At 56.8% G+C, this 23,314-nt stretch carries 23 protein-coding genes and 1 pseudogene; 7 read left to right on the forward strand and 17 right to left on the reverse strand.

All coding sequences use genetic code 11. The features are described from left to right. Positions 1 to 121: 121 nt before the first annotated feature. Both IB212_RS11745 and IB212_RS11750 read left to right on the forward strand, forming a co-directional pair. On the forward strand, positions 122 to 484 hold the full coding sequence (locus tag IB212_RS11745; RefSeq protein WP_041909811.1) for a hypothetical protein: 363 nt from the start codon (positions 122 to 124) through the stop codon (positions 482 to 484). Beyond that, on the forward strand, positions 484 to 909 hold the full coding sequence (locus IB212_RS11750) for a DUF3828 domain-containing protein (protein WP_041909809.1): 426 nt from the start codon (positions 484 to 486) through the stop codon (positions 907 to 909). Before IB212_RS11745 ends, IB212_RS11750 begins: the two co-directional genes overlap by 1 nt. 68 nt (positions 910 to 977) lie before the next feature. On the opposite strand, the gene fusA is transcribed toward IB212_RS11750, so the two are convergent. After that, positions 978 to 3,077 carry an elongation factor G gene (fusA, locus tag IB212_RS11755; protein WP_041909807.1) on the reverse strand — a complete coding sequence of 700 codons (2,100 nt, stop codon included), beginning with the start codon at positions 3,075 to 3,077 and terminating at the stop codon, positions 978 to 980. Positions 3,078 to 3,237: 160 nt separating this feature from the next. Here fusA and IB212_RS11760 point away from each other — a divergent pair, with 160 nt between their 5' ends. Continuing rightward, positions 3,238 to 3,552, forward strand: coding sequence for a helix-turn-helix transcriptional regulator (locus tag IB212_RS11760; RefSeq protein WP_041909805.1), 315 nt, complete (start codon positions 3,238 to 3,240; stop codon positions 3,550 to 3,552). Between the two features lie 25 nt (positions 3,553 to 3,577). On the opposite strand, the gene IB212_RS11765 is transcribed toward IB212_RS11760, so the two are convergent. The 11 genes and pseudogenes from IB212_RS11765 to IB212_RS11815 all read right to left on the reverse strand — a co-directional run bounded on the left by IB212_RS11765 (position 3,578) and on the right by IB212_RS11815 (position 13,857). Further along, positions 3,578 to 4,579: a Kdo(2)-lipid IV(A) acyltransferase gene (locus tag IB212_RS11765; RefSeq protein WP_041909803.1), complete on the reverse strand. Its 1,002-nt coding sequence runs from the start codon at positions 4,577 to 4,579 to the stop codon at positions 3,578 to 3,580. 192 nt (positions 4,580 to 4,771) lie between these two features. Beyond that, positions 4,772 to 5,002 carry a tautomerase PptA gene (gene pptA / locus IB212_RS11770; protein WP_028013275.1) on the reverse strand — a complete coding sequence of 77 codons (231 nt, stop codon included), beginning with the start codon at positions 5,000 to 5,002 and terminating at the stop codon, positions 4,772 to 4,774. 37 nt (positions 5,003 to 5,039) lie between these two features. Then, positions 5,040 to 5,657: a glutathione S-transferase family protein gene (locus IB212_RS11775; RefSeq protein WP_188245595.1), complete on the reverse strand. Its 618-nt coding sequence runs from the start codon at positions 5,655 to 5,657 to the stop codon at positions 5,040 to 5,042. 41 nt (positions 5,658 to 5,698) lie between these two features. Beyond that, positions 5,699 to 6,586 carry an ABC transporter substrate-binding protein gene (locus IB212_RS11780; RefSeq protein ID WP_188245594.1) on the reverse strand — a complete coding sequence of 296 codons (888 nt, stop codon included), beginning with the start codon at positions 6,584 to 6,586 and terminating at the stop codon, positions 5,699 to 5,701. A 9-nt stretch (positions 6,587 to 6,595) separates the two neighbouring features. Further along, positions 6,596 to 7,369, reverse strand: coding sequence for an amino acid ABC transporter ATP-binding protein (locus IB212_RS11785; RefSeq protein ID WP_023292311.1), 774 nt, complete (start codon positions 7,367 to 7,369; stop codon positions 6,596 to 6,598). Further along, a complete protein-coding gene (locus tag IB212_RS11790; RefSeq protein ID WP_041909798.1) occupies positions 7,353 to 8,279 on the reverse strand; it encodes an amino acid ABC transporter permease in 927 nt (308 codons plus the stop codon). The genes IB212_RS11785 and IB212_RS11790 overlap by 17 nt, the downstream gene beginning before the upstream one ends. A gap of 9 nt (positions 8,280 to 8,288) precedes the next feature. After that, a complete protein-coding gene (locus IB212_RS11795) occupies positions 8,289 to 8,798 on the reverse strand; it encodes a GNAT family N-acetyltransferase (protein WP_028013279.1) in 510 nt (169 codons plus the stop codon). A gap of 9 nt (positions 8,799 to 8,807) precedes the next feature. Next, positions 8,808 to 11,071: pseudogene (locus IB212_RS11800) on the reverse strand (NtaA/DmoA family FMN-dependent monooxygenase). Positions 11,072 to 11,087: 16 nt separating this feature from the next. Beyond that, complete coding sequence (locus IB212_RS11805) at positions 11,088 to 12,209, reverse strand: amidohydrolase (RefSeq protein ID WP_028013282.1); 1,122 nt, start codon at positions 12,207 to 12,209, stop codon at positions 11,088 to 11,090. After that, positions 12,206 to 13,207 (reverse strand): MsnO8 family LLM class oxidoreductase, encoded by a 1,002-nt coding sequence (locus IB212_RS11810; protein WP_047365037.1) that lies wholly within the window; start codon positions 13,205 to 13,207, stop codon positions 12,206 to 12,208. Before IB212_RS11810 ends, IB212_RS11805 begins: the two co-directional genes overlap by 4 nt. 110 nt (positions 13,208 to 13,317) lie before the next feature. After that, complete coding sequence (locus tag IB212_RS11815) at positions 13,318 to 13,857, reverse strand: AAA family ATPase (protein WP_041909795.1); 540 nt, start codon at positions 13,855 to 13,857, stop codon at positions 13,318 to 13,320. A gap of 417 nt (positions 13,858 to 14,274) precedes the next feature. Between IB212_RS11815 and ansP the strand changes: the two genes are divergently transcribed. Then, a complete protein-coding gene (gene ansP, locus IB212_RS11820; protein WP_028013287.1) occupies positions 14,275 to 15,771 on the forward strand; it encodes an L-asparagine permease in 1,497 nt (498 codons plus the stop codon). A 51-nt stretch (positions 15,772 to 15,822) separates the two neighbouring features. Here ansP and IB212_RS11825 read toward each other — a convergent pair whose 3' ends face one another. After that, the gene (locus IB212_RS11825) at positions 15,823 to 16,884 is read right to left on the reverse strand and encodes a YncE family protein (protein WP_041909793.1); all 1,062 of its coding nucleotides are present in this window, start codon (positions 16,882 to 16,884) and stop codon (positions 15,823 to 15,825) included. 243 nt (positions 16,885 to 17,127) lie between these two features. Between IB212_RS11825 and pqqU the strand changes: the two genes are divergently transcribed. Next, positions 17,128 to 19,242 (forward strand): TonB-dependent receptor PqqU, encoded by a 2,115-nt coding sequence (gene pqqU, locus IB212_RS11830; RefSeq protein WP_041909791.1) that lies wholly within the window; start codon positions 17,128 to 17,130, stop codon positions 19,240 to 19,242. A 119-nt stretch (positions 19,243 to 19,361) separates the two neighbouring features. Here the strand turns inward: pqqU and IB212_RS11835 are convergent, their stop codons facing one another. From IB212_RS11835 to IB212_RS11845, 3 genes are all read right to left on the reverse strand, one after another. Then, complete coding sequence (locus IB212_RS11835; protein WP_041909789.1) at positions 19,362 to 20,030, reverse strand: GntR family transcriptional regulator; 669 nt, start codon at positions 20,028 to 20,030, stop codon at positions 19,362 to 19,364. Between the two features lie 255 nt (positions 20,031 to 20,285). Continuing rightward, entirely contained in the window at positions 20,286 to 21,326 is a 1,041-nt protein-coding gene (locus IB212_RS11840; protein WP_188245593.1) for an NADP-dependent oxidoreductase, read from the reverse strand. 64 nt (positions 21,327 to 21,390) lie between these two features. Then, the gene (locus IB212_RS11845; RefSeq protein ID WP_028013292.1) at positions 21,391 to 21,966 is read right to left on the reverse strand and encodes an XRE family transcriptional regulator; all 576 of its coding nucleotides are present in this window, start codon (positions 21,964 to 21,966) and stop codon (positions 21,391 to 21,393) included. 135 nt (positions 21,967 to 22,101) lie between these two features. Here IB212_RS11845 and IB212_RS11850 point away from each other — a divergent pair, with 135 nt between their 5' ends. Next, entirely contained in the window at positions 22,102 to 22,620 is a 519-nt protein-coding gene (locus IB212_RS11850; RefSeq protein WP_028018868.1) for a GNAT family N-acetyltransferase, read from the forward strand. Next, positions 22,617 to 23,066 carry a DMT family transporter gene (locus IB212_RS11855; protein ID WP_041909783.1) on the forward strand — a complete coding sequence of 150 codons (450 nt, stop codon included), beginning with the start codon at positions 22,617 to 22,619 and terminating at the stop codon, positions 23,064 to 23,066. Before IB212_RS11850 ends, IB212_RS11855 begins: the two co-directional genes overlap by 4 nt. Here IB212_RS11855 and IB212_RS11860 read toward each other — a convergent pair whose 3' ends face one another. Next, positions 23,067 to 23,300: a YdcY family protein gene (locus IB212_RS11860; RefSeq protein ID WP_041909781.1), complete on the reverse strand. Its 234-nt coding sequence runs from the start codon at positions 23,298 to 23,300 to the stop codon at positions 23,067 to 23,069. Positions 23,301 to 23,314 lie beyond the last annotated feature (14 nt).

Here is a 23,314-nt window from a genome sequence, read left to right on the forward strand (position 1 = left end):
TAAATTATATCCTACTGAATTATAGTAAATTTCTATGGCATTTTATGTTTACTATTGCGTTGTAAAACGGAGGATATTTCCAGAGTTGCTGCATTAGCACTCTCGCGTTAAGGAAATATCAATGACATGGAATAAAGATGGCGCAATCGCGTATGCCAAATCACACGCCCAACCGAAGAGCACGGGGTATTGTGCTCACTACGTCACCGAAGCGATCAGAACGGGTGGAAGATTAAAAATCCCCAATACGCGTCTGGCAAAAGACATGGGGCGGACATTGGTTAACGCTGGATTCCGCCTTGTATACGATCAACCCCATGCAGGCGACGTCGCAGTTATTCAAAATATTGTTGGTCATGATAGCGGGCACGTTTGCATATACGATGGTCAGCAGTGGATCAGCGATTTTGTTCAACGCACCATGTACCCAGGGCAGGCTTACCGCAACATACAACCATATTACGAACTGTTCAGGCATGACTAATGAAAACACTCTGCTTTTTTCTTTTTGCCCTTTCTCCGCTCGCGGCCGCAGAAAATGTTTATGCACCGGGCCACGCGGCGCTTAAATTCAATCAATGGTATATCGCGCAGTTAGATCAGCACAAACCGCCCGTACTTAACCCAGATATTATGGATGATTACGTTGCCTCGGGGACAATTGCAGCAATAAAAGAGTTGTATTCAGGTGACAGTAACGAAAAAGACATGCCCGATGCGGATATGTTCATCAAATCACAGGATTGGGATGAGGACTGGAATCAGATAACCATCCTGCACTCTGATTTTGACGCCGTTTGCACAAACGTTTATATCGCGTTTGGTAAGAAGCAAGATCACGTTGTTGCAGATTGTCTTATTGAAGAACAAGGGAAATGGAAAGTCCGCTCGGCAACGCTAATTAAGTAACATGGATAATCTCCGTGTCGTAAAAAAAGCACATGGTAGCCCACCGACTACCATGTGCAATTAATTAACTACTTCGCACGCCGCGCAATAATCTCATCCGCCACATTTCGCGGGGCTTCCGCAAAATGATGGAACTCCATCGTGTACGTCGCGCGTCCCTGGGACATCGAACGCAGCGTGGTGGCGTAACCAAACATCTCGGCCAGCGGCACATCGGCGCGGATAATCTGGCTTCCGTACTGCTCCGCCATTCCCTGCACCATGCCGCGTCGGGAAGAGAGATCGCCCATGATGTTCCCGGCGTACTCTTCCGGCGTTTCCACCTCCACGTGCATGATCGGCTCAAGAATTACCGGATCCGCCCTGCGAGCGCCCTCCTTGAAGCCGAGGATCGCCGCCATGCGGAACGCCATCTCCGAGGAGTCGACGTCGTGGTACGAACCAAAGGTCAGGGTCGCTTTGACATCCACCACCGGATAGCCCGCCAGCACGCCGCTGTTCATCGCTTCCCGCAGCCCTTTCTCCACGGACGGGATATACTCACGCGGCACCACGCCGCCCTTGGTGGCATCTTCAAATACAAAACCACTTCCGGGCTCCAGCGGCTCCAGGCTCAGGACCACATGACCGTACTGCCCTTTCCCACCGGACTGTCGGACAAATTTCCCTTCAATATCCTTCACCGCCTTGCGCAGGGTTTCCCGGTAGGTTACCTGCGGACGACCAATGTTCGCCTCGACGCCAAACTCACGCTTCATGCGGTCGACGATAATCTCGAGGTGTAGCTCACCCATCCCGGAGATAATCGTCTGACCGGACTCCTCGTCAGTATGCAGGCGGAAAGACGGGTCTTCCGCCGCCAGACGCTGCAGCGCAATGCCCATTTTCTCCTGGTCTCCCTTGGTTTTCGGCTCAATTGCCAGCGAAATAACCGGGTCCGGGAACTCCATGCGCTCAAGCGTGATCACGGCGTTCGGATCGGTGAGCGTGTCACCGGTGGTCACGTCTTTTAACCCGACACAGGCCGCGATATCGCCCGCGCGCAGTTCATCCACCTCATGGCGATCGTTGGCATGCATCAGCACGATGCGCCCGATGCGCTCTTTCTTCTCTTTCACCGGGTTATAGACCGCGTCGCCTTTGCGCAGCACGCCAGAGTAGACCCGGATAAAGGTCAACTGCCCGACGTACGGGTCGCTCATCAGCTTGAACGCCAGCGCCGAGAACGGCTCATCATCACTCGGATGACGCTCCGCGTGCTGCCCTTTTTCATCCACGCCGTCAATGGCCGGCACGTCCAGCGGGGACGGCATCAGCTCAATCACCGCATCCAGCATGCGCTGCACGCCTTTATTTTTAAAGGCGCTGCCGCAGAGCATCGGCTGGATTTCGCCCGAGATGGTGCGAATGCGCAGCCCTTTGATGATTTCCGCTTCCGTCAGATCGCCCGTTTCCAGGTATTTGTCCATCAGTTCATCGCTGGCTTCCGCCGCCGCGGAGACCATTTTTTCCCGCCACTCCTGGGCGGTACTGACTAAATCGTCCGGCACGGGGGCATAGGTAAACACCATACCCTGCGTCGCATCGTCCCACAGAATGGTTCGCATCTTGATGAGATCGACCACGCCGGTGAAATGATCTTCGGCACCCACCGGGATGACAATCGGCACCGGATTGGCCTTCAGGCGCTCCTGCATCATCCGCACGACGCGGAAGAAATCGGCACCCGGACGGTCCATTTTGTTGACGAAGGCCAGACGCGGTACGTGATATTTATTGGCCTGACGCCAGACGGTTTCCGACTGCGGCTGCACGCCACCCACGGAGTCATACACCATCACCGCGCCGTCGAGCACGCGCATGGAACGCTCCACCTCAATGGTGAAGTCCACGTGCCCCGGGGTGTCGATGATGTTAATCCGGTGCGGCTCAAAGCCTCTGTCCATGCCTGGCCAGAAGCAGCTGACCGCCGCGGACGTAATGGTGATCCCGCGCTCTTGCTCCTGCGCCATCCAGTCGGTGGTTGCCGCGCCATCGTGTACTTCACCCAGCTTGTGGCTCATCCCGGTATAAAACAGGATGCGCTCAGTGGTGGTGGTTTTACCGGCATCGATATGCGCGGAGATACCGATGTTGCGATAACGTTCGAGAGGAATGGGTCGGGGCATGATATTTCCTTAGTCACTATGACGTGTTTGTGACGACCGGGATGGTCGTGCATTGGTTCGTTTGCTATAATAGTCCTATTGTACGAGTATTATCGAACTATTTTTTAAGGGTTGACCTATTGTTGATATAGCTCAATCTGACATCACGCGCAGGAAAACGATGATCCCTAACCACCCTGAAACTGAACAAATACTGCTGGAAAATGTGCTGTTTGCCCTCGGCAACCCGCTCCGGCTATCGATTATTCGCCGGCTCGCCGATGGCAGCGAACTCAGCTGTAACGCACTGCGCCCGGAAGATGTGGTGAAGTCCACGATGACCCACCACTGGCGCGTGTTGCGCGACAGTGGGGTCATCTGGCAGCGTCCGCAGGGACGAGAAAATATGATTTCACTTCGTCGGGAGGATCTGGATGCCCGTTTTCCCGGGCTGATGGAAATACTGCTAAAGGCCAAAAGCGCTGCCGGAAACTAGCTCCAGCAGCCTTTTGCGTGGCGTTTTAGTGCTGCATGCCCGACTGCTGCGAGAATTCATCGTCGGTTAAGCCAGCCCGAGGGGGCGCGGAGATTTTTTTAGGGGCATATCTGTCCGGCACGCCCTCAGGACGCGTCTTGAAGCGACGGTGCAGCCACATATACTGCTCCGGCGCCATCAGCACCGCGCGCTCGATCGCCCGGTTCATCTGGGTTGCGACAGACTCTTTATCCGCACCCTGCAATGACGCGCTGATATCTTCAAGAATAATCAGCTCGTACCCTGTACCGCCCTCTCTGCGGCGCGGCACAAACGGAATAACGGCAGGCTTAGCGCTTTTGACCAGCATATAGCTGCCCGCCGTCGTGGCGGCATCCGGGACGGCGAAGAATGGCGCAAACACGCTGTTGGCTTTGCCATAGTCATGATCCGGCGCGTACCAGAGAATTTCATTCTGCTTCAGGGCACGGATCATGCCTTTTAAATCATGACGATCCAGCATGGTTTTATTAGAACGCAGACGACCGCGCGTTTGTAGCCAGTCCAGGAGCGCATTATTGTTGGGACGATAAACCCCAATACCGGGGTTAAGCATGCCAAATATCCGCGCGCCCAGCTCAAGCGTCAGAAAATGCATGCCAACCAGCACCACGCCCTTCCCCTGCGCCCTGGCCTGCTCCATATGTTCGTAACCGCGCACGGTAAAGCATTTACGCACCCGCCATTCAGGCCAGAACCACGCCATGCCGGTTTCGATTACCCCCATTCCCACGGATTCAAAATTTCGCTGCAGCAAAGATTCACGCGCTTCTGCTTCCATCTGCGGAAAGCAAAGCTCCAGGTTGCGGCGGGCAATCTCGACACGGCGCGGTAAAAGGCGCATGGCTAACCGGCCCAGAGCGTGTCCGAGTTTGAACAACAGCGGGTAAGGCAGCAGCATGATAAGCCACAGGGCGGCGATGCCTGTCCAGCTTAGCCAGTATCGCGGGTGGAAAAAAGCAGGTGAAAACCGGGGTAATTTTGTCATGAGAAAATTATCCTTTAATGTGACTGTCCTTAATTGATTCTGTTGTCGATCTTTCCTAAGGATTGATGAAATGTCGGTCGTGAACGTTAAGTATAACGGATCAGATAAAACTTATTTTTATCGTTTTTTGCGAAAAGAAGGCGTAAGCGGCAGGAGAAACCGGGTAAGACGATGACCTCACCCGGCGAATGATTACATTGAATACCCGGGCTTTTTAATCAACTCGTCCAGCTTCGGTCCGATTTCGGTATCCCAGACCTGTGCCTTCCAGTCTTCCGGGTTTACCTGGTTCAATGCCACCGATACTGAACCGTCTTTGCTGTTGAAATGGCGAATTATCACCTCGGCGATATCTGCCGCCAGCGCGGTTTTTTGCTCGTCGTTAAGATCGCGGGGAAAACATTTGATGTCTACGTGTGGCATATGCAGGCTTCCTGTTATGTGTGAGCATTCCACGTTATCAGATAATGTTGTTTGCCTTTAACACCTTGTGCAGTTCCGGCAGCTGACACACGGTATCCGCAATCGCCGTAAGCTTCGGCGTATTTGTCGCAAACCACTCATGGCGAGGCCCCCAGGTGCGCGCCACCGCAATATACACATCCAGCAGCGTCAGCCGTTCACCCAGCGCAAACGGCGCGGCCTTAAGCTGATTTTCAAACCACAGATAGAGGGATTTCCGGTACTCAATGCAGTTTTTCTGCAGCTGTTCCGGCGCATCAGGCACCCAGCGTTCGGGATAATCGGCATAGGTAAAGGTGGGATAGACGTTCGCCACGAACCAGATAAGCAGACGCTGAAACTGCTGACGCTCGGCCTGCCCCACGGGCGGGGCGAGATCGGGACAACGGTCGAGCACCATGAGGGCAATCGCCGCCGTTTCGGTCATGATGGCGCCATTTTCCAGCTCCAGCGTGGGCACCTGGCACAGCGGGTTGAGTTTTTGCAGCAGTTCACGCTGCGGGCCGGGCTGGTCAAACCCGTCAACGTTCACAAATTGATAAGGGATATCAGCCAGGGTCAGCATCACTTCACTGATTGCCGGGCCCCAGCCGGGTACGCCATAGAGTTTCATCATGTTGCCCCCTCAGGAGTGAAAATCCTAAGTGTAGAGCACCATTAGTAGGTTATCCCAGGCGGGTTGACCTCCGATTGCGCCACCGTTTCGCCCTGCTCCCCCCAGCGCGCCAGCACTTTCTGGTACTCTCCGCGCTCAATCGCCCCGTTCAGCGCGGCCTGCAGCGCGTACACCAGCCCATTGCCTTTTTTGGTCGTGGTGGCGACATAAGCTTTTTTCGGACCTAAACCGACCACGCGGGTTTTGCCGGTGAGCGCCGCTTTGTAAGCTGAAACCGACTGAGGGCCAAAGAACACGTCCGCCCTGCCGGACTGGATATAGAGATTGCCCGAGGCATCGTCGTGGAGATAGACCGGCAGCGCAGGCGCTCGCCCCGCCTTTTTATTCTCTTCGTTCCAGCCCAGCAGGATGCGCTCCTGATTGGTGCCCGAGCCGACAATCACCTTTTTTCCGGCCAGATCTTCCGCGCTTTTGATTGATTGAATCTCGCTGGTGGACTTCACCGAAAACGCCAACGAATCGACGCGGTAGGTCGCAAAATCAAACTTCTCTTTACGCTGTTCGGTCACCGCAATGTTCACCAGCGCCACGTCGTAGCGCCCGGAAGCGATGCCCAGCGGCCAGTCTTCCCACGCCGTTGGCACCAGCTTTAGCTTCAGCCCCAGGCTGCCCGCCAGCAGGCGGGAGATATCCGGGTCGCTGCCAATCCGCGTGCGGTTATCGCTGGCCAGCAGCGCCAGCGGCGGGGAGTTCAGCATCGAGACGGCGACCGTCAGCGTACCCGGTTCAACGAATTTATAACCGGCGGGGATCTTCGCTACGGCCTGTCGATCCACCGTCACCGGCAGCGGCTGCTCGTTGGCTTTCAGATCGATGCTGGCGTGGCTTGCCGTTGTGAAGACCAGCCCCGCCAGAAGTCCGTATTTCATCTGCGCTCCTTACAGCACTTTTGACAGGAACTGGCGCGTTCGCGCGTGCGACGGACGGTTCAATACCGCGTCGCTGCTGCCCTGCTCCACGATTTTCCCGTCGACCATAAACACCACCTGATCCGCCACCTCGCGGGCAAAGCCGATCTCGTGGGTGACCACCACCAGCGTAGTGCCGGACCGGGCCAGTTTTTTGATCACGTCCAGCACCTCTCCCACCAGCTCCGGATCCAGCGCCGAGGTAGGTTCATCAAACAGCATCACGCGGGGACGTAACGCCAGCGCGCGGGCAATCGCAATGCGCTGCTGCTGCCCGCCGGAGAGATGGCGAGACCAGGCGTCGGCCTTATCCCGCAGCCCAACCACGTCCAGCAGGCTGTATGCCCTTTCCACCGCCTCTTTTTTGCTGAGCTTCTTATGCGCGATGGGCGCCTCAATCAGGTTTTCCAGCACCGTGAGGTGAGGAAAGAGATTGAAGTTCTGAAACACATAGCCCACGTTGACGCGCTGCTTGAGGATCTCTTTCTCCTTCAGCTCGTAGAGCTTGTCGCCCTGACGACGGTAGCCAATGTAGTCCCCGTCGATCTGAATAAAGCCTTCGTCGACGCGCTCCAGGTGGTTAATGGTGCGCAGCAGCGTCGATTTGCCCGAGCCTGAGGGCCCGAGAATGACCGTCACGGAACCGGGCGGGATCTCAAGCGAAACGTTGTCGAGCGCCTTATGGCGACCAAAATACTTGCTGACGCCGGTAATCGAGATATGTCCTTCAGGAGAGGCTTGCATGGATAGGCTCCTGTGCTGGCGTGGTGGTGACGGAACGGGTTCGACGGGCGGCACGGTTCTGATTAACCGCAGAGCGGCGTTCGCTGCGGGCGAGTGCGCGTTCAACACCGTACTGAATAGCGGACAAGACGGTGGTAATCACCAGGTACCAGGCGGCGCCGACCATCAGCAGCGGGATCACCTCCTGGGTACGGTTGTAGATCATCTGAATAGTATAGAACAGCTCCGGCATCGCCAGGACGTACACCATCGCCGTGCCCTTGGCGAGGCTGATAATTTCATTGAACCCCGACGGCAGAATGGTGCGCAACGCCTGAGGCAAAATGATGCGCACCGTGCGGCGCCAGGCCGGCAGGCCGAGCGCGGCGGCGGCCTCATACTGTCCGTGATCGACGCCGAGGAATCCACCGCGAATGATCTCGGCGGTATAGGCGCTCTGCACCAGCGTTAGCCCCACCACGGCGGTAGAGAACTGCCCCAGCACGTTGATGGTTTCAAAGCTGCCCCAGGTGATGCCGGTGAACGGCACGCCGAGGGAGAGCGTGTCGTAGAGATAGGAAAAGTTGTAGAGAATGATCAGCACCACGATCAGCGGCAGCGAGCGAAACAGCCAGATATAGCCCCACGCCAGGCTGCTCAGCAGCCATGACGAGGAGAGTCTCGCCAGCGCCAGCATGCCGCCCAACACCACGCTCAGCGCGGTACCGATCAGCGTCAGCAGCAGGGTCTGCCCGACGCCTTCGAGGATCACCGGGTCGAAGAACCAGCGGGCAAACACCGCCCACTCCCAGCGCGGGTTGAAAGCGACGGACTGGATCACGACCGCCAGCACAAACAGCGCCACCGCGGCGCCGACGGTCCGCAGCGGATAACGCGCCGGGACCACCTTAATGGTTTGAACGTTGCTCATCGTCGTTCCTCATGCGGTTTTACTGAACGCTTCGCGTACCAGCGTTTTAGTGAAGCGCAGCCGACCGTCAAACGGCGGCTGGCTGTACTCTTCCGGATCCCGGTTCAGATCAAACTGTGGCTGGTAGCCCTGGCTGAGATAGAGCCTGACCGCTTCCGGCTGGCGAAAACCGGTTGTCAGGTAGATCTGGCTGTAACCTGCCAGCACCGCCCTGCGCTCCAGCTCCTGCACTACGCGTCCGGCAAGCCCCTGCTGACGCAGGGTTTTGTCCGTCCAGATGCGCTTGATTTCCGCGGTGCGTTCGTCGAAGGGTTTGTACGCACCGGTGGCGATGATTTTTCCGTCACGCTCCAGAACGATAAACAGCCCCTGCGGCGCTAAATACCACTCGGTGAGTTCCACTTCCGCGTCTTTAGAGAAGTAGTCACCGTAGCGGGCGGCATATTCACCGAACAGCCCCTCGATAATGGGCTGAAGTTCGGCATCTTCCGGTGAAACGTCACGAAATTGTTCACGCATAGCGCCTCCTTAATCACCCAGGCCATCAGGATTCACTTCTGACTGCGGAATACGCTCAACGCCTTCCCCCCAGCGGTTCAGCACTTTGTCGTAATCGCCGTTTTTGATGACGCCGTTCAGCGCGGTTTGCACCGGCTCAACCAGCCCGCTGCCTTTCTTCAGCGTCACCGCAATGTGCGCCGCCTTCGGCCAGCCGCCGTCGACGCTACCCACCAGTTTGGTTTTCCCGTTCAGCGCCGCCTTCCATGCGCCAATCACGTTCGGGCCAAAGTAGGCATCCGCGCGCCCGGACTGGAGCGCCAGCGTTTGCGCCGCATCGTCTTTGGTATAGATCGGGGTAAACGGTTTCAGCCCCTTCTTCAGGTTTTCAGCATTCCATGCCAGCAGGATGGCCTCCTGATTGGTCCCGGAACCAACGATAATCCGCAGCCCGGCGATGTCCTCAGCCTTCTGAAGCGATTCGATCGGGCTGGTCGATTTCACGTAGAAACCGAGGGAGTCCTTACGGTAGGTGGCGAAATCAAACTTCTCTTTGCGCGCTTTGGTAACGGTAATGTTGCTGATGGCGGCATCGTATTTCCCGGACGCCACGCCCAGCGGCCAGTCTTCCCACGACGTTGGCACCACGTTCAACTCAAGTCCGAGGCTGTCGGCCACCAGACGAGCGACGTCAACTTCACTCCCGAGCAGCGTTTTGTTGTCGTCGGAAAATACCGTCAGCGGCGGTTGATTGAGGCCCGCTACCGCCACGGTAAATTTCCCCGGCACGGCGAAGCGATAATCTTTCGGCAACTGCGCCACTGCATCGCTGTTTTTGGCGGTATTGATCGGCGTTTTATTGGCCTCGATGCTCACGCCGGTGCCGTTAATGTTCACATTCTCTGCCCAGACGGCAGGGGTAAAGGCCAGCGCGAGCGCCAGAATAAGCGATGTTTTTTGCATAGCGGAGTTCTCTTTTATTGTTGTGTGAACTGGTTTTTCGGTTGGTCTAAGCCAAGGCTTTCGCGCAGCGTTGTTCCCGGGTAGTCGGTGCGGAACAGGCCGCGGGCCTGTAAAACGGGCACCACCTGGTCAACGAAGCGCGGAAAGGTATCCGGCGTACCGCCCTGGATGATGAAGCCGTCTGCGGCATAGCCTTCAAACCAGGCCTGCAGACCGTCGGCGACCTCCTCCGGCGTGCCGGAAAAGCGCGGGCGCGGCGATGCGGCCTCAAGCGCCACCTGGCGCAGGGTTAAGTTGCGCTCGCGGGCATTTCGCTTAATTTCATCGGTGGTGCTGCGGAAGCTGTTTTTGCCTAAGTCACCGATATCCGGGAACGGCTCGTCGAGCGGATACTGGCTGAAATCGTGATGTTCAAAATAACGCCCGAGGTAATTGAGGGCATCGGTAACCGACACCAGCGCCGCCGTGGTTTGATACTGGTTTTCCACGTCATCGGCGTCTTTACCGACAATCACGCTGATGCCCTGGAAGATATGTAAATCTGACGCGCGGCGGCCGTTTGTTTCCAGCTGCTGCTTCACGTCGCGGTAAAACGCTTTTGCCTCGTCGAGCGTTTCGTGATGAGTGAAAATGGCGTCGGCATGTTTTGCCGCCAGCTTTTTCCCGTCGTCCGACGCGCCCGCCTGAAAAACAATCGGACGCCCTTGCGGGGTGCGACCAATATTCAGCGGACCGGCGACCTGGAAGAAGTCACCGTGGTGATCGAGCGTATGCAGCCTGGCCGGGTCAAAAAACTGACCGCTCTCTTTGTTGCGGATAAACGCGTCGCCTTCCCAGGAGTCCCACAGCCCTTTCACCACGTCGAGATACTCATCCGCAATACGATAGCGCAGCGCATGCTCGGGGTGTTTTTCGCGAGAGAAGTTCTTTGCCGACCCTTCCAGCGGCGAAGTCACCACGTTCCAGCCCGCACGTCCGTTGCTCAGATGATCGAGGCTGGCGAACTGGCGCGCCGTGGTAAAGGGTTCGCTGTAGGAGGTGGATAACGTTCCCACCAGCCCCAGACGCGTGGTGATGCTTGCCAGCGCGGATAATACCGTTAACGGCTCAAAGCGGTTTAAAAAATGCGGAATGGATTTCTCATTTATATAAAGACCGTCGGCAACGAATAAAAAATCGAGTTTGCCCTCCTCCGCTTTTAACGCCGTCTCTTTTACAAATTCAAAATTAATGCTGGCATCCGCGATCGCCGCCGGATGACGCCAGGCGGACATATTGCCCGATGCACCATGCAAAATAGTCCCAAGCCGCAGTTGACGATGTGCAGACATATTTACCTCTCCAAAATTAAACGTGTTGCAGGGCTTTTTCCGCCAGCTGTGCAAAATAGCGGGCTGCGGGCTCGATCAGGGCTTCGTCAGGATTAAACGCCGGGTGGTGTAAACCATACGGGCTGTTGCTGCCGATGCTGACAAACGCGCCGGGAACAGACTGCAGGTAGACCGCAAAATCTTCCCCGCCCATATGCAGTTCCGCGTGCCGGGTTTCATAACCGGCCTCTCTGGCAACGGAGGTGGCGAAGTCGGCCCAGCGCTCGTCGTTCACCAGCGCAGTGGGCCCGGCATACCAGGTGATGTCGATCTGCGCGCTGAAGGCGCTGGCAAACCCGGCGGCAATTTCACCCACGCGGGCCTTCACGTTCTGCTGCACTTCCGTGCGATGGGTACGCAGCGTGCCTTCCAGCTCGACGCTTTCCGGCAGCACGTTCCAGGTGTTGCCGCCTGCGATGCGGGTGACGCTCAGCACCACCGAATCCAGCGTGTTGACGTTGCGGCTGGCGACGCTTTGCAGCGCCGTCACCAGCTGGCTCGCCAGCACAATGGCGTCGTTGCCTTCGTGAGGACGTGCGGCGTGCGCGCCCTTACCGGTAATGCGGATCACGAAGCGGTCGACGTTGGCGTAAAACGGCCCGCCGCGGGTGGCGAACTCACCGACCGGCAGGCCGGGCTCGTTGTGCATGCCGAAAATGGCGCTGACGTCACGCAGGGCACCGGCACGCACCATACTCTTCGCACCGCCAAAGTTCTCTTCGGCAGGTTGAAACAGGATACGCACCCGGCCGTTAAGCGAGGCTTCCCGCTCTTTGAGCTTTAACGCGGCGCCGAGGATCACGCTGGTGTGGATATCGTGTCCGCAGGCGTGCATCACCCCTGCATGCTGCGAGCTAAACGGCACGCCGCTGCGCTCCTCAATTGGCAGGGCATCAATGTCTGCCCGCAGCGCAATCAGCTTGCTACCGGTTCCGATTTCCGCCACCAGCCCGGTCGGCAGATCGTAAGGCTGTGGGGGAATACCGGCATTCGTCAGCCACTGGCGCAGGCGCGCGGTGGTCTCCACTTCCTGGCCGGACAGCTCCGGGTTCCGGTGCAGCTCACGACGCCAGGCAATCAGTTGTTCGCCGAAGCTCATACGGTGACCTCCCTGTTAAGACGCGCCTCGGCCAGCAGACGCAGAGACGCGACGCGCGTTGCCCCCTCCGCGACCGGCGTGTCGATGATAAATTCGTCAATGCCCCACTGCTGGTGCAGCGCGTTGAGCTGATCCACTACCGACTCAGCGGTGCCCGCCAGCAGCGACTGCGCCCGACGTGCAATGCGCACCGGCTCACTGCCCGCCTGGCGTGCAAACGCGTACGCCTGTTCTTCGCTGGCCACGGTGACACGCTGCCCGTTTGCCAGCTCAACGCCCCACACTTCGACCTTCTGCGCCAGCGCGTCTGCTTCGGCCTGGGTCGGCGCGACAACCGCCTGCACCGCCACAATCACCTCCCGCGCGCTGTTCTTCCGCCAGATCGATACCACCTCGCGCAGCAGCTCCGGATCGCCGTTCAGGTGTGCGGCAAAGACGAAGTGCCAGTCGAGCGATGCGGCGAGCAGCGCGCTTTCGGGGCTGGCCCCCAGCAGGAAACCTTGTGCAGGGACCGGCGGCAACGGCGTGGCACGAACGGCCTCTTCCGCCGACTGGTTTTCAGGACGGATCCAGCGATCGAGCTGCGTCAGCTGTTCGGCAAAGCTGCCCTTTTCCTGCTGATTCAGGCCCTGCTGAAGCGCGCGGGTTGAGAGCGGTAAACCGCCGGGGGCTTTCCCGACGCCCAGATCCACGCGACCCGGCGCCAGCGCGGCCAGAACGTTAAAGTTTTCAGCGACTTTATAGGGGCTGTAGTGTTGAAGCATGACGCCGCCAGAGCCCACACGGATGCGTTTCGTTTGCCCGAGGATCCAGGCAATCAGCAGTTCCGGCGAGGGGCTGGCGAGCTGTGGTGTGTTGTGGTGTTCGGCAATCCAGAAGCGGTGATAGCCCAGATTTTCCGCCTGTTGCGCCAGCGCTAACGTCCGCGCCAGCGCATCGGCAGCCGTTTCATTTTCAGCGATGGGGCTTTTATCCAGAATGCTGATTCGCCATGACATGTTGCGTTCTCGTTTGACTTAACATGTCGACATTATTAAAGGCGTATTTCACCACTGAGAAACAATTAATTTACATTTGGTTTGCCGGAAATCAGAAAAGCATAGCCCTGCTAACGGTGTGATTTTAGCGTTGAAATCAGCGCGTCGGCCTGCGGCCGGGAGGTAATGCGGACAAACTGAATATGGGCATACTGCGGATTTTGCATATCTGCTTCATAGCGCTCGCGGTTACTGCGCCAGGTTTTGATTGTCCAGATAATGATTGACTCCCGGCTGAAAAATGAGCGGCGGAAGCTTTCACGGTTTCCTGTGCCGGGCCACAGCTCCTGCCGGTGCCATGCGCGTTTGAATGCACGCGTGACCGCCTGCCGGAGCGTGCGGGTGAACCCGCAATCGACCCACACGACCATATCCACATCACGCCACTTCACCGGGCGCGTGCGGTTGTAGTTACCGTCGAGCACCCAGCCAGGCGTGGCGTCAAGGGTGTTCGCCAGCGTTGCAAGTAATTCCTCATCGGGCGTTCCCTGCCAGTCGGGCCGCCAGTAAAGCCTGTCCATCTCAATGTAGGGAAGCGCCAGTTCCGCCGCGATGCGTCGGGCAAGCGTACTTTTTCCGCTCCCGCTGGTACCAACAATATTGATTTTCACCGTTCCGCCTGGACATGCTGAAGAAAACGGATTGCATCATAGCGTTTTAGTTTTGTTAATGAAACGCCAGTGAAGCGCAGCAGCCTGACGCCCTCCCCCTCTGCAATTATTAAGATATTCTGATGATTAAAGCAGCACTTCAATAATTGTTTTGACTAAAAAAGCACCACGATTCAGCGCGTTGTAAACCTTGTCTGCTCTGACCACACGATTTCCTTCGACCTGCATCACTTTCGGCACGGTTATATTTTGCGTCGCTTATCAATTGCAGGTAGGATGCCTCGCCATGTTTCGCCTTATCCATACGCAGAATGACTGGGAAGGCGGCATGTGTTTGCGCAGAAGCAATCGTTTGTATTGCGCTCTGCCAGGCAGGACTATCACGATAATGGTTCAGACAGGCAAACAGGTAACTCAATGAAAACAAGCAATAAAAGCGCAGCCGATCATCACGCTGCGAAACGTCGCTGGTTGAACTCCCACGAAGAGGGCTACCACAAAGCGATGGGCAACCGTCAGGTTCAAATGATCGCCATCGGCGGCGCTATCGGAACGGGTCTGTTTTTAGGTGCTGGCGCGCGTCTGCAGATGGCGGGCCCGGCTCTCGCCCTGGTCTATCTGGTGTGCGGGATCTTCTCTTTCTTCATTCTTCGCGCGCTGGGTGAACTGGTACTGCATCGCCCTTCCAGCGGAAGCTTCGTCTCTTACGCCCGAGAATTCCTCGGTGAAAAAGCCGCCTACGTGGCAGGCTGGATGTACTTCGTCAACTGGGCGATGACCGGTATCGTCGATATCACCGCTGTTGCGCTGTATATGCACTACTGGGGCGCGTTCGGTGATGTGCCGCAGTGGGTCTTTGCCCTTGGCGCGCTGGCGATCGTCGGCACCATGAACATGATCGGCGTGAAGTGGTTCGCCGAGATGGAGTTCTGGTTTGCGCTGGTCAAAGTGCTCGCTATTGTGATTTTCCTGGTGGTCGGTACCGTATTCCTCGGCAGCGGCAAGCCGCTCGATGGCAATGCTACCGGCTTCCACCTGATAACCGATAACGGCGGTTTCTTCCCGCACGGTCTGCTACCTGCGCTGGTGCTGGTGCAGGGCGTGGTGTTTGCCTTTGCCTCTATTGAGCTGGTCGGTACCGCTGCGGGCGAATGTAAAGACCCGCAAACGATGGTGCCAAAAGCGATTAACAGCGTGATCTGGCGTATCGGTCTGTTCTACGTCGGCTCCGTGGTGCTGCTGGTTCTGTTGCTGCCGTGGAACGCCTATCAGGCCGGCCAGAGCCCGTTCGTCACCTTCTTCTCGAAGCTCGGCGTGCCTTACGTGGGCAGCATCATGAACATCGTGGTGCTGACGGCGGCGCTCTCCAGCCTGAACTCCGGTCTTTACTCTACCGGGCGTATCCTGCGCTCCATGTCGATGGGCGGTTCAGCGCCGAAGTTCATGTCGAAGATGAGCAAGCAGCACGTGCCTTACGCGGGCATTCTGGCCACGCTGGTGGTGTATGTCTTCGGCGTATTCCTGAACTATCTGGTGCCGTCTCAGGTCTTTGAGATCGTTCTGAACGTGGCCGCACTCGGCATTATCGCTTCCTGGGCCTTTATCGTGGTCTGCCAGATGCGTCTGCGTAAAGCCATTAAAGAAGGCAAAGCCGCAGATATCAGCTTCAAGCTGCCGGGCGCGCCGGTGACCTCCTGGCTCACCCTGCTCTTCCTGTTCAGCGTGCTGGTGCTGATGGCGTTCGACTACCCGAACGGCACCTATACCATCGCCACCATCCCGCTGCTGGCCGTGCTGCTGATCGCTGGCTGGTTCGGCGTGCGTAAGCGCGTTCACGAAATTCACAGCACCGCGCCGGTTCATCCAGACGATGAAAAACACGACGCACCGCTGGTGGAAGAGACCTCGCGTTAAGCATCACACAGGCATTTAAAAGGGAAGGCATATGCCTTCCCTTTTTTTATATTACAGCGCGATACGAATCACATCGTCAGGCTGGGTCGCTTCCTGCTGGCGGGTAGATTTCTGTTTCACCGTCACGTAAAGCGTTTTGCCATCCGCGGAGAGCGCCAGGCTGTTCGGGTAGACCGGCGTATCGAACGTTTTCGTCACTTTGTAGGTCTTCGCGTCAATCACGCTCACTTTGCCGGCATCACGGTGCGTCACGTAGGCTTCATTACGAGCCGGGTTAAACAGAACGGCCAGGGATTCAGGCGCGGCGATTTTCTCGATCACGCTGCCGTCTTTCAGGCTCACCGCCAGCACTTCCGGCTGTTTTGAATCGGTCAGGAACGCGCGCTGACCGGCGGTGTCCAGGCTCAGGTTCAGATAGAAGTGCTCTTTTCCGTCGTCCTGCACTTTTTTGCGGCTCAGGATTTTGTTGGTGGCGGTATCAATGGTGACCAGCTCACCGTCTGCATTGGTGGTGTACAGGCGTTTTGCCTTTGCATCCAGCGCCAGACCGGTGCTGTATGTGCCGGTGTTGGCAATGGTCTCTTTCAGCTTCAGCGTTGCGCCATCCACGACCCAAATCACGCTCTCTTTGCCGACACCGGTGACGTAAATCGTGTTGCTCGCATCATCCGCCACCAGCTGGCGCGGCTGCAGCGGCTTGACGGTTTCACTGCGCTGGCGGCTATCAAGCACCAGTCGCCCTTTCACGTCGCCCGTTTTTGCATCAATGGCCGTCACTGCGCCGTTGATCGTATTACCCAGCCACAGGGTTTGCGTCGCGCCGTCGAGGGTGGCGCCAAACGGTTTGAGATCGCTATGAATGGTCTGCGTCACCTCCAGCGTAGCAGGATCGAGGCGATAGATAACGCCACCCTTGTCGAGTTTACGGCTTTGCGACGTCGCAACCCACAGCGCGTTCTCCTGCTGGCTGACCGCCATTTCATAGGCACCTTTACCCACCGCTTTACGCAGCATCTCTTCGGCGGCATGCGCCTGGAAGGTTCCGGCAAACAGTAAAGCGGCAGACAGCAGAGACGTACTCAGGCGTGGCGAGCACAGATGGCGTAAAGACATAACAATTCCTTTTTTGAAAATTGGGGGTACTGCTGACATCGCTTCCGGCTGGCAACGTCATGGCATTGCCGTTTTGATGATGAGAATAGTAATCATTAATAAGTTAAAAGTGGAGTTTTTCTTTTCCCTGGTGCCTTTCATTAACGCAATGTGCGGTTATAGTTTTCAAAACATTTACAAAACCTTTAACATGTATGGACATGTTCCATTTGGTTCGTTTATACATCACAACCGGTTTTACTCATGAAAATCATATCTGCCCGTAAGGCATCTCTCCCGCTGCTGCTGGTTCCCGTTGTTTTTGCGCCTCTAAGCGCGATGAGCGCAGAGGAACAGACCATGATCGTCAGCGCCACGCCGCAAACCGTATCAGAGCTTGATACTCCGGCGGCGGTCAGCGTCGTGAATGGCGAGGATATGCGCCACGCCGCGCCGCGCATTAATCTCTCCGAATCGCTTGGCAGCGTTCCGGGACTACAGATTCAGAACCGTCAGAACTATGCTCAGGATCTCCAGCTTTCGATGCGCGGGTTTGGTGCCCGCTCAACGTTTGGCGTGCGCGGCATTCGCATGTACGTCGATGGTATTCCAGCCACCATGCCGGACGGACAGGGCCAGACCTCCAACATCGATCTCTCCAGCATTGACAGCGTTGAGGTTCTGCGCGGTCCCTTCTCCGCCCTGTATGGCAATGCCTCTGGCGGCGTGATTAACATCAATACGCAAACCGGGCAGCAGCCGCCGACCATCGAGGCAAGCAGCTATTACGGCAGTTACGGGACATGGCGCTACGGCATGAAAGCCACCGGCGCAATGGGCGATGGCACCCATGCCGGGGACGTGGATTACACCGTATCCACCACCCGCTTCACCACTAAAGGCTACCGCGACCACAGCGGCGCGCGGAAGAATCTCGCTAATGCCAAACTGGGCGTACGCATTGACGATGCCAGCAAGCTGACGCTGATTTTTAACAGCGTGGACATGAAAGCAAACGATCCGGGCGGGCTGAGCTATCAGGAGTGGCAGGATAACCCGCGTCAGTCCCCGCGTGGCGATCAGTACAACACGCGCAAGACCATCAAGCAGACTCAGGCGGGGCTGCGCTACGACCGCCAGCTCAGCGCTCAGGACGATCTCAGCGTGATGATGTACGCCGGCGAGCGTGAAATGACCCAGTACCAGTCGATTCCCTACCAGCCGCAGTTGAGGCCTTCTCACTCCGGCGGCGTGATCGATATGCAGCGTCATTATCAGGGGGTTGATACCCGCTGGACGCACCGCGGCGAGCTGCTGGTGCCGGTCACCTTCACCACCGGTCTGAACTATGAAAACATGAGTGAAGATCGTCGCGGGTACGAGAACTTTGTGATGAACAACGGCGTGCCGGACTACGGCGTGAAGGGTGATAAACGCCGGAACGAACGTAACCTGATGTGGAACGTTGACCCTTACCTGCAGACCAGCTGGCAGCTGACGCAGAAACTGTCCGTGGATGCGGGCGTGCGTTATAGCTCGGTCTGGTTTGATTCTAACGACCATTACGTTACTCCGGGCAACGGCGACGACAGCGGTGACGCGAGCTATCACAAGTGGCTCCCGGCGGGCTCCGTGAAGTATGCGGTGACGGACGCGTGGAACCTCTACGCTGCCGCAGGGCGTGGGTTCGAAACGCCAACCATCAACGAGCTTTCGTATCGCGCCGATAACCAGGGCGGCCTGAATATCGGCCTGCAGCCTTCCACGAACAACACGTATGAGGTGGGCAGCAAAACCCGCATTGGCAATGGCCTGCTGACGGCAGCGCTGTTCCGCACCGATACGGATGACGAGATCGTGGTGGATGCCAGCTCTGGTGGCCGCACAAGCTATAAAAATGCCGGAAAGACCCGCCGTCAGGGAGTCGAAGTGTCTCTCGATCAGCAGTTTGCTGAGAACTGGAAGCTGAAAATGGCGTGGACCTACCTTGATGCCACCTACCGGACCAACGTCTGCGGCGACGCGGACTGTAACGGCAACCGTATGCCGGGCATTGCCCGCAATATGGGCTATGCGTCATTTGGCTGGCAGCCTGAAGAAGGCTGGTACGCGGGCTCGGACGTGCGGTACATGAGCGATATCATGGCCGACGACGAGAACACGGCGAAAGCGCCATCGTACACGGTGGTCGGGCTGAATACCGGGTATAAATTCAACTACGGCAACTGGGGGATGGACGTCTTTGGCCGCGTAGATAACCTGTTCGACAAAGAGTACGTTGGCTCGGTTATTGTCAACGAATCCAACGGGCGTTATTACGAGCCAGCGCCTGGCCGTAACTACGGCGTAGGGCTGTCTGTCTCTTATCGATTCGAGTAAGAAATAAGTAAAGTTTATTTTATACCGAAAATAACGATCCTGATGGCAAAATGCCATCAGGAGTTATTCACCAGATAAATAATTAAACGCGGTATATAGTCGCTCTGTTAAATTATCTCTCAGTTAAAATATTGTCGCTGTAAAAGCGTATTCGCTTCATCAATCGATTTTTCTATCGCCTTCTGGCTGGCGTCAACATCCCGGCGTTCCAGGGCTGAAAGCAGTTCGTCATAGTGATACGTCGCTTCCTTAATGTCATTAAGCTCCTGGTGTAGATAGTTAATGCAAGGCCCGATGCGCACCCAAAGCTGTTCAATTAATGCATTCAGCGTGGGCATTTCCGCGTACTGATAAAGCGTAAAGCGGAAGATGCGATTTGCGTGCAATGCCTGCTGAACGTTCCCGTTACGCATGGCCTCATGAAACGCTTCCGACAATTTGCGCAACGTCTCGATCTTTTGGTCAGACATATTCTGACAGGCTGCGGCAACCGCCATGGGTTCAAGTTGCTTGCGAATAGCGTTGATTTCGTTATAACGCTCCAGCGTCACCTCCGGCACCAGAAATGCCTGTGCCGGCGTGGCATGTAATGCACCCGCTGACACCAGACGCAGTAGCGCCTCGCGCACTGGGGTAATGCTGGTTCCTAATTTATCGGCGATCTCTTTCGTAATCAGTCGTGCACCCGGTTTAAGGGAGCCTGTAATTAACGCTCCTTTCAAACTGAGTTCAACTTGCATGGTAAGACTGATCCTTTGGGCTTTTTCTAAGTGATCCAAATCAAGCATGTTCAATTCCTGTAGCTAAAACTTAATGCTATTTTTAAACGCCAGTTTTAATAAAACGACGCTGGTCCGATATATCCTGTATCGTCATGCCTGGTGGTGGGAAGTACGTAAAACAGCAAAAAATGCAAAATGTGTTTTTTTTATCGGTTTCGGGCTCATCCGGGATGATGGCGCGAAAAGCCATGTCCGTTAATTAAAGACAATATATCGTATCTTCACAAATAAATATGGCGGGAAACCCCGCCATAGTGCCTTTTATTTATTGTCACCCGCGACGCGAATCACGACTTTACCGAAGTTTTTTCCTTCCAGCAGGCCAATCAGCGCTTCAGGCGCGTTTTCCAGCCCGTCCGTCACCTGTTCACGATAGTGAATTTTACCCTCCTGCACCCAGCGCCCCATCTCTTCCTGAAACTCATGAATGCGGTGGCCGTAGTCATGGGCAATGATAAAGCCCTGCATCCGGATGCGTTTCTTCAGAATAGTGCCCATCAGAAGCGGCAAACGGTCTGGCCCCTCAGGCAAGCCCGTTGCATTGTAGCCGCTCACCAGGCCACACACCGGCACGCGCGCGGAGGTATTCAGCAGCGGCAGCACGGCGTTAAACACTTTCCCGCCGACGTTTTCAAAGTAGACATCAATGCCTTTCGGGCAGGCGCGTTTCAGCTGCTCAGCGAAATCCGCCGCGTGGTGATCGAGACACACGTCAAATCCAAGAACCTCAACGGCGTGGCGGCATTTTTCTGCCCCACCGGCTACCCCGACCACGCGGCAGCCTTTAATTTTACCGATCTGCCCGACGGTCGCCCCAACCGGGCCCGTCGCGGCGGCGACCACCAGCGTTTCACCCGCTTTCGGTTGTCCGATATCCAGCAACCCCATATAGGCGGTAAAGCCCGGCATCCCAAGAATGCCCAGCGCCCAGGAGGGATGGGTGGGATTATCGCCCAGCTTGACCAGGCCGCTGCCGTCCGAAAGCGCGTACTCCTGCCAGCCGCTGTAGCTCAGCACCCATTCACCCGCTTTAAAGTCGGGGTGGTTTGACTGCTCAACGCGGCTAACCGTTCCCCCTACCATCACCGCACCAATCTCAACCGGCGGAGAATAGGATGGCGCATCGCTCATGCGGCCCCGCATGTAAGGGTCCAGCGACAGCCAGACGGTGCGAAGCAGCAGCTGCCCCGCCTGAGGAGCAGGAACGGGCTGCTCTTCCAGACGAAAATTCTCCGCCACCGGCGCGCCCTGTGGGCGAGAGGCCAGCACCCAGCGGCGGTTTTGCGAAACAGATTGATTCATCGGATTCTCCTTCTGGTACAAATGTCATTACAGCTGGCTCACGATCGGCATTATCGCCTTAACATTACGAGGCAGACTGGTTAAGCCGGACCACAAGATAGATGCAGGTTTCGTTCGTTTCGTTGATAAAACGGCAGTCGTTTGGCGGCCCCAGCTCCAGACAGTCTCCGGCCTTCATCTCGTGGCGAGTATCGCCCTCCTGAAATACCAGCTCGCCGGACTGCAGCCAGATCAGCTGACGCGCGAGCGCGTAGGAGGACGCCGGCATCGGGACGTCGCTCCCCGCGGGTAGCTCAATCTGAACGAGGTCAATAGGCAGATCGGTACGGGGAGAAACGTGGCGACGAAGGTAGTGGGTTTGCGGATCGCGCCAGACGGGCTGGTTCGCCAGGCGCAGGAGTTTTCCCTCCTGCATCTCGGCTCTGGCAATCAGGGTCGACATGCTGATCCCAAACGCGCCTGACAGGCGGGCAAGCAAGGTTGCCGTCGGGCTGCTGTCGCCGCGCTCTATCTTGTGGATCATGGCGCGAGATACGCCAGCCCGCTCGGCCAACTCGCTAAGAGACCAGCCGCGTGATTCACGTTCGAGGCGAATTCTGGCGCTAATACGCTGATTCATTGTGTCTGTTATTGTGTTCATAACGTCATACTAAAGCGTATGAACGCCGTTTCGATGGGGCTCATAATCATTCTCACGTAGCGCTCTGACGATACAGTTGTGTAATATCATATCTATAGCGTAATACTATAGTAAACAACATACAGAGGTTTAATCATGATCGTTCGTCACGCCTGTAAAGAAGACTGCGCTGCGATAGGAGAGATCTATAACCACGCGGTGCTGCACACTGCCGCGATCTGGAACGATAAAACCGTCGATACCGATAACCGAATCGCCTGGTTTGAGGCGCGCACGCTTGCGGGCTACCCGGTTCTGGTCAGTGAGGAGGACGGCGTAATCACCGGCTACGCCTCTTTCGGCGACTGGCGCGCCTTTGACGGCTTCCGTCATACGGTTGAGCACTCGGTCTACGTCCACCCGGATCATCAGGGCAAGGGGATTGGCCGCACGCTGATGAAGGCGCTGATTAACGAGGCCCGCGCCATCGGTAAACACGTGATGGTGGCCGGGATTGAAGCGCAAAACCATGCCTCGATTCACCTCCACGAAACGCTCGGCTTTGTGACGACCGGACAAATGCCGCAGGTGGGAACCAAGTTTGGCCGCTGGCTGGACTTAACCTTTATGCAGCTGCAGCTGGACGAGCGCAGCGACCCGGACGCAATCCCATGAATCAGTCGCTGACGCTGGCGTTCCTGGTGGCGGCGGGGATCGGTCTGGTGGTGCAAAACACCTTAATGGTGCGTATCACCCAGTCCTCCTCCACCATTCTTATCGCAATGCTGCTGAACTCCCTGGTCGGCATTGTGCTGTTTGTCAGCATTCTGCTGCTGAAGCAGGGCTTCGCCGGGTTCAGTGAGCTGGCCGCAACGGTGCGCTGGTGGACGCTGATCCCGGGGCTGCTGGGGTCGTTTTTTGTGTTTGCCAGCATCAGCGGCTACCAGAACGTTGGCGCGGCAACGACCATCGCGGTGCTGGTCGCAAGCCAGCTGATTGGCGGGCTGGTCCTTGACATGCTGAGAAGCCATAGCATTCCCCTGCGCGCGCTGATCGGCCCGGTATGCGGCGCGGTGATGCTGGTCGTCGGGGCCTGGCTGGTAGCGCGACGCCAGTTTTGATTACAGTATGGTGCCGCCCTTGGTCAGCTGTTCCTGGCGCGCGTCCATCTCCTCTTTGTGCTGCTTACCGTGGTGCGAAATCGCGGTACGCAGACGCTGCTGTTGGGCGTAACGGTCTTCACGGCTGAGATCGGCATCATCGCTCAATGCAATCAGCAGTTCGTTCATGTGGGCGATGACGCTCTCTTCGATGGCGGCATCCACGCGGGCGATAACTTCGTTTAAATGTGACATTGTCGCTCCTTGTT

The organism is Enterobacter sp. E12 (genome assembly GCF_014596715.2).
GTDB classification, from domain to species: Bacteria; Pseudomonadota; Gammaproteobacteria; order Enterobacterales; family Enterobacteriaceae; genus Enterobacter; species Enterobacter bugandensis.

Bases quoted from the DNA above. Each gene is read 5' to 3' on its own strand.
- IB212_RS11795 (WP_028013279.1), bottom strand. From the start codon at position 8,798: ATGCGTGAACAATTTCGTGACGTTTCACCGGAAGATGCCGAACTTCAG.
- IB212_RS11810 (WP_047365037.1), bottom strand. From the start codon at position 13,207: ATGTCATGGCGAATCAGCATTCTGGATAAAAGCCCCATCGCTGAAAAT.
- IB212_RS11765 (WP_041909803.1), bottom strand. From the start codon at position 4,579: ATGACAAAATTACCCCGGTTTTCACCTGCTTTTTTCCACCCGCGATAC.
- IB212_RS11790 (WP_041909798.1), bottom strand. From the start codon at position 8,279: ATGAGCAACGTTCAAACCATTAAGGTGGTCCCGGCGCGTTATCCGCTG.
- IB212_RS11850 (WP_028018868.1), top strand. From the start codon at position 22,102: ATGATCGTTCGTCACGCCTGTAAAGAAGACTGCGCTGCGATAGGAGAG.
- IB212_RS11750 (WP_041909809.1), top strand. From the start codon at position 484: ATGAAAACACTCTGCTTTTTTCTTTTTGCCCTTTCTCCGCTCGCGGCC.
- pqqU (WP_041909791.1), top strand. From the start codon at position 17,128: ATGAAAATCATATCTGCCCGTAAGGCATCTCTCCCGCTGCTGCTGGTT.
- IB212_RS11855 (WP_041909783.1), top strand. From the start codon at position 22,617: ATGAATCAGTCGCTGACGCTGGCGTTCCTGGTGGCGGCGGGGATCGGT.
- IB212_RS11780 (WP_188245594.1), bottom strand. From the start codon at position 6,586: ATGAAATACGGACTTCTGGCGGGGCTGGTCTTCACAACGGCAAGCCAC.
- IB212_RS11805 (WP_028013282.1), bottom strand. From the start codon at position 12,209: ATGAGCTTCGGCGAACAACTGATTGCCTGGCGTCGTGAGCTGCACCGG.
- IB212_RS11845 (WP_028013292.1), bottom strand. From the start codon at position 21,966: ATGAACACAATAACAGACACAATGAATCAGCGTATTAGCGCCAGAATT.
- IB212_RS11775 (WP_188245595.1), bottom strand. From the start codon at position 5,657: ATGATGAAACTCTATGGCGTACCCGGCTGGGGCCCGGCAATCAGTGAA.
- fusA (WP_041909807.1), bottom strand. From the start codon at position 3,077: ATGCCCCGACCCATTCCTCTCGAACGTTATCGCAACATCGGTATCTCC.
- ansP (WP_028013287.1), top strand. From the start codon at position 14,275: ATGAAAACAAGCAATAAAAGCGCAGCCGATCATCACGCTGCGAAACGT.
- IB212_RS11785 (WP_023292311.1), bottom strand. From the start codon at position 7,369: ATGCAAGCCTCTCCTGAAGGACATATCTCGATTACCGGCGTCAGCAAG.
- IB212_RS11760 (WP_041909805.1), top strand. From the start codon at position 3,238: ATGATCCCTAACCACCCTGAAACTGAACAAATACTGCTGGAAAATGTG.
- pptA (WP_028013275.1), bottom strand. From the start codon at position 5,002: ATGCCACACGTAGACATCAAATGTTTTCCCCGCGATCTTAACGACGAG.
- IB212_RS11745 (WP_041909811.1), top strand. From the start codon at position 122: ATGACATGGAATAAAGATGGCGCAATCGCGTATGCCAAATCACACGCC.
- IB212_RS11825 (WP_041909793.1), bottom strand. From the start codon at position 16,884: ATGTCTTTACGCCATCTGTGCTCGCCACGCCTGAGTACGTCTCTGCTG.
- IB212_RS11860 (WP_041909781.1), bottom strand. From the start codon at position 23,300: ATGTCACATTTAAACGAAGTTATCGCCCGCGTGGATGCCGCCATCGAA.
- IB212_RS11840 (WP_188245593.1), bottom strand. From the start codon at position 21,326: ATGAATCAATCTGTTTCGCAAAACCGCCGCTGGGTGCTGGCCTCTCGC.
- IB212_RS11835 (WP_041909789.1), bottom strand. From the start codon at position 20,030: ATGCTTGATTTGGATCACTTAGAAAAAGCCCAAAGGATCAGTCTTACC.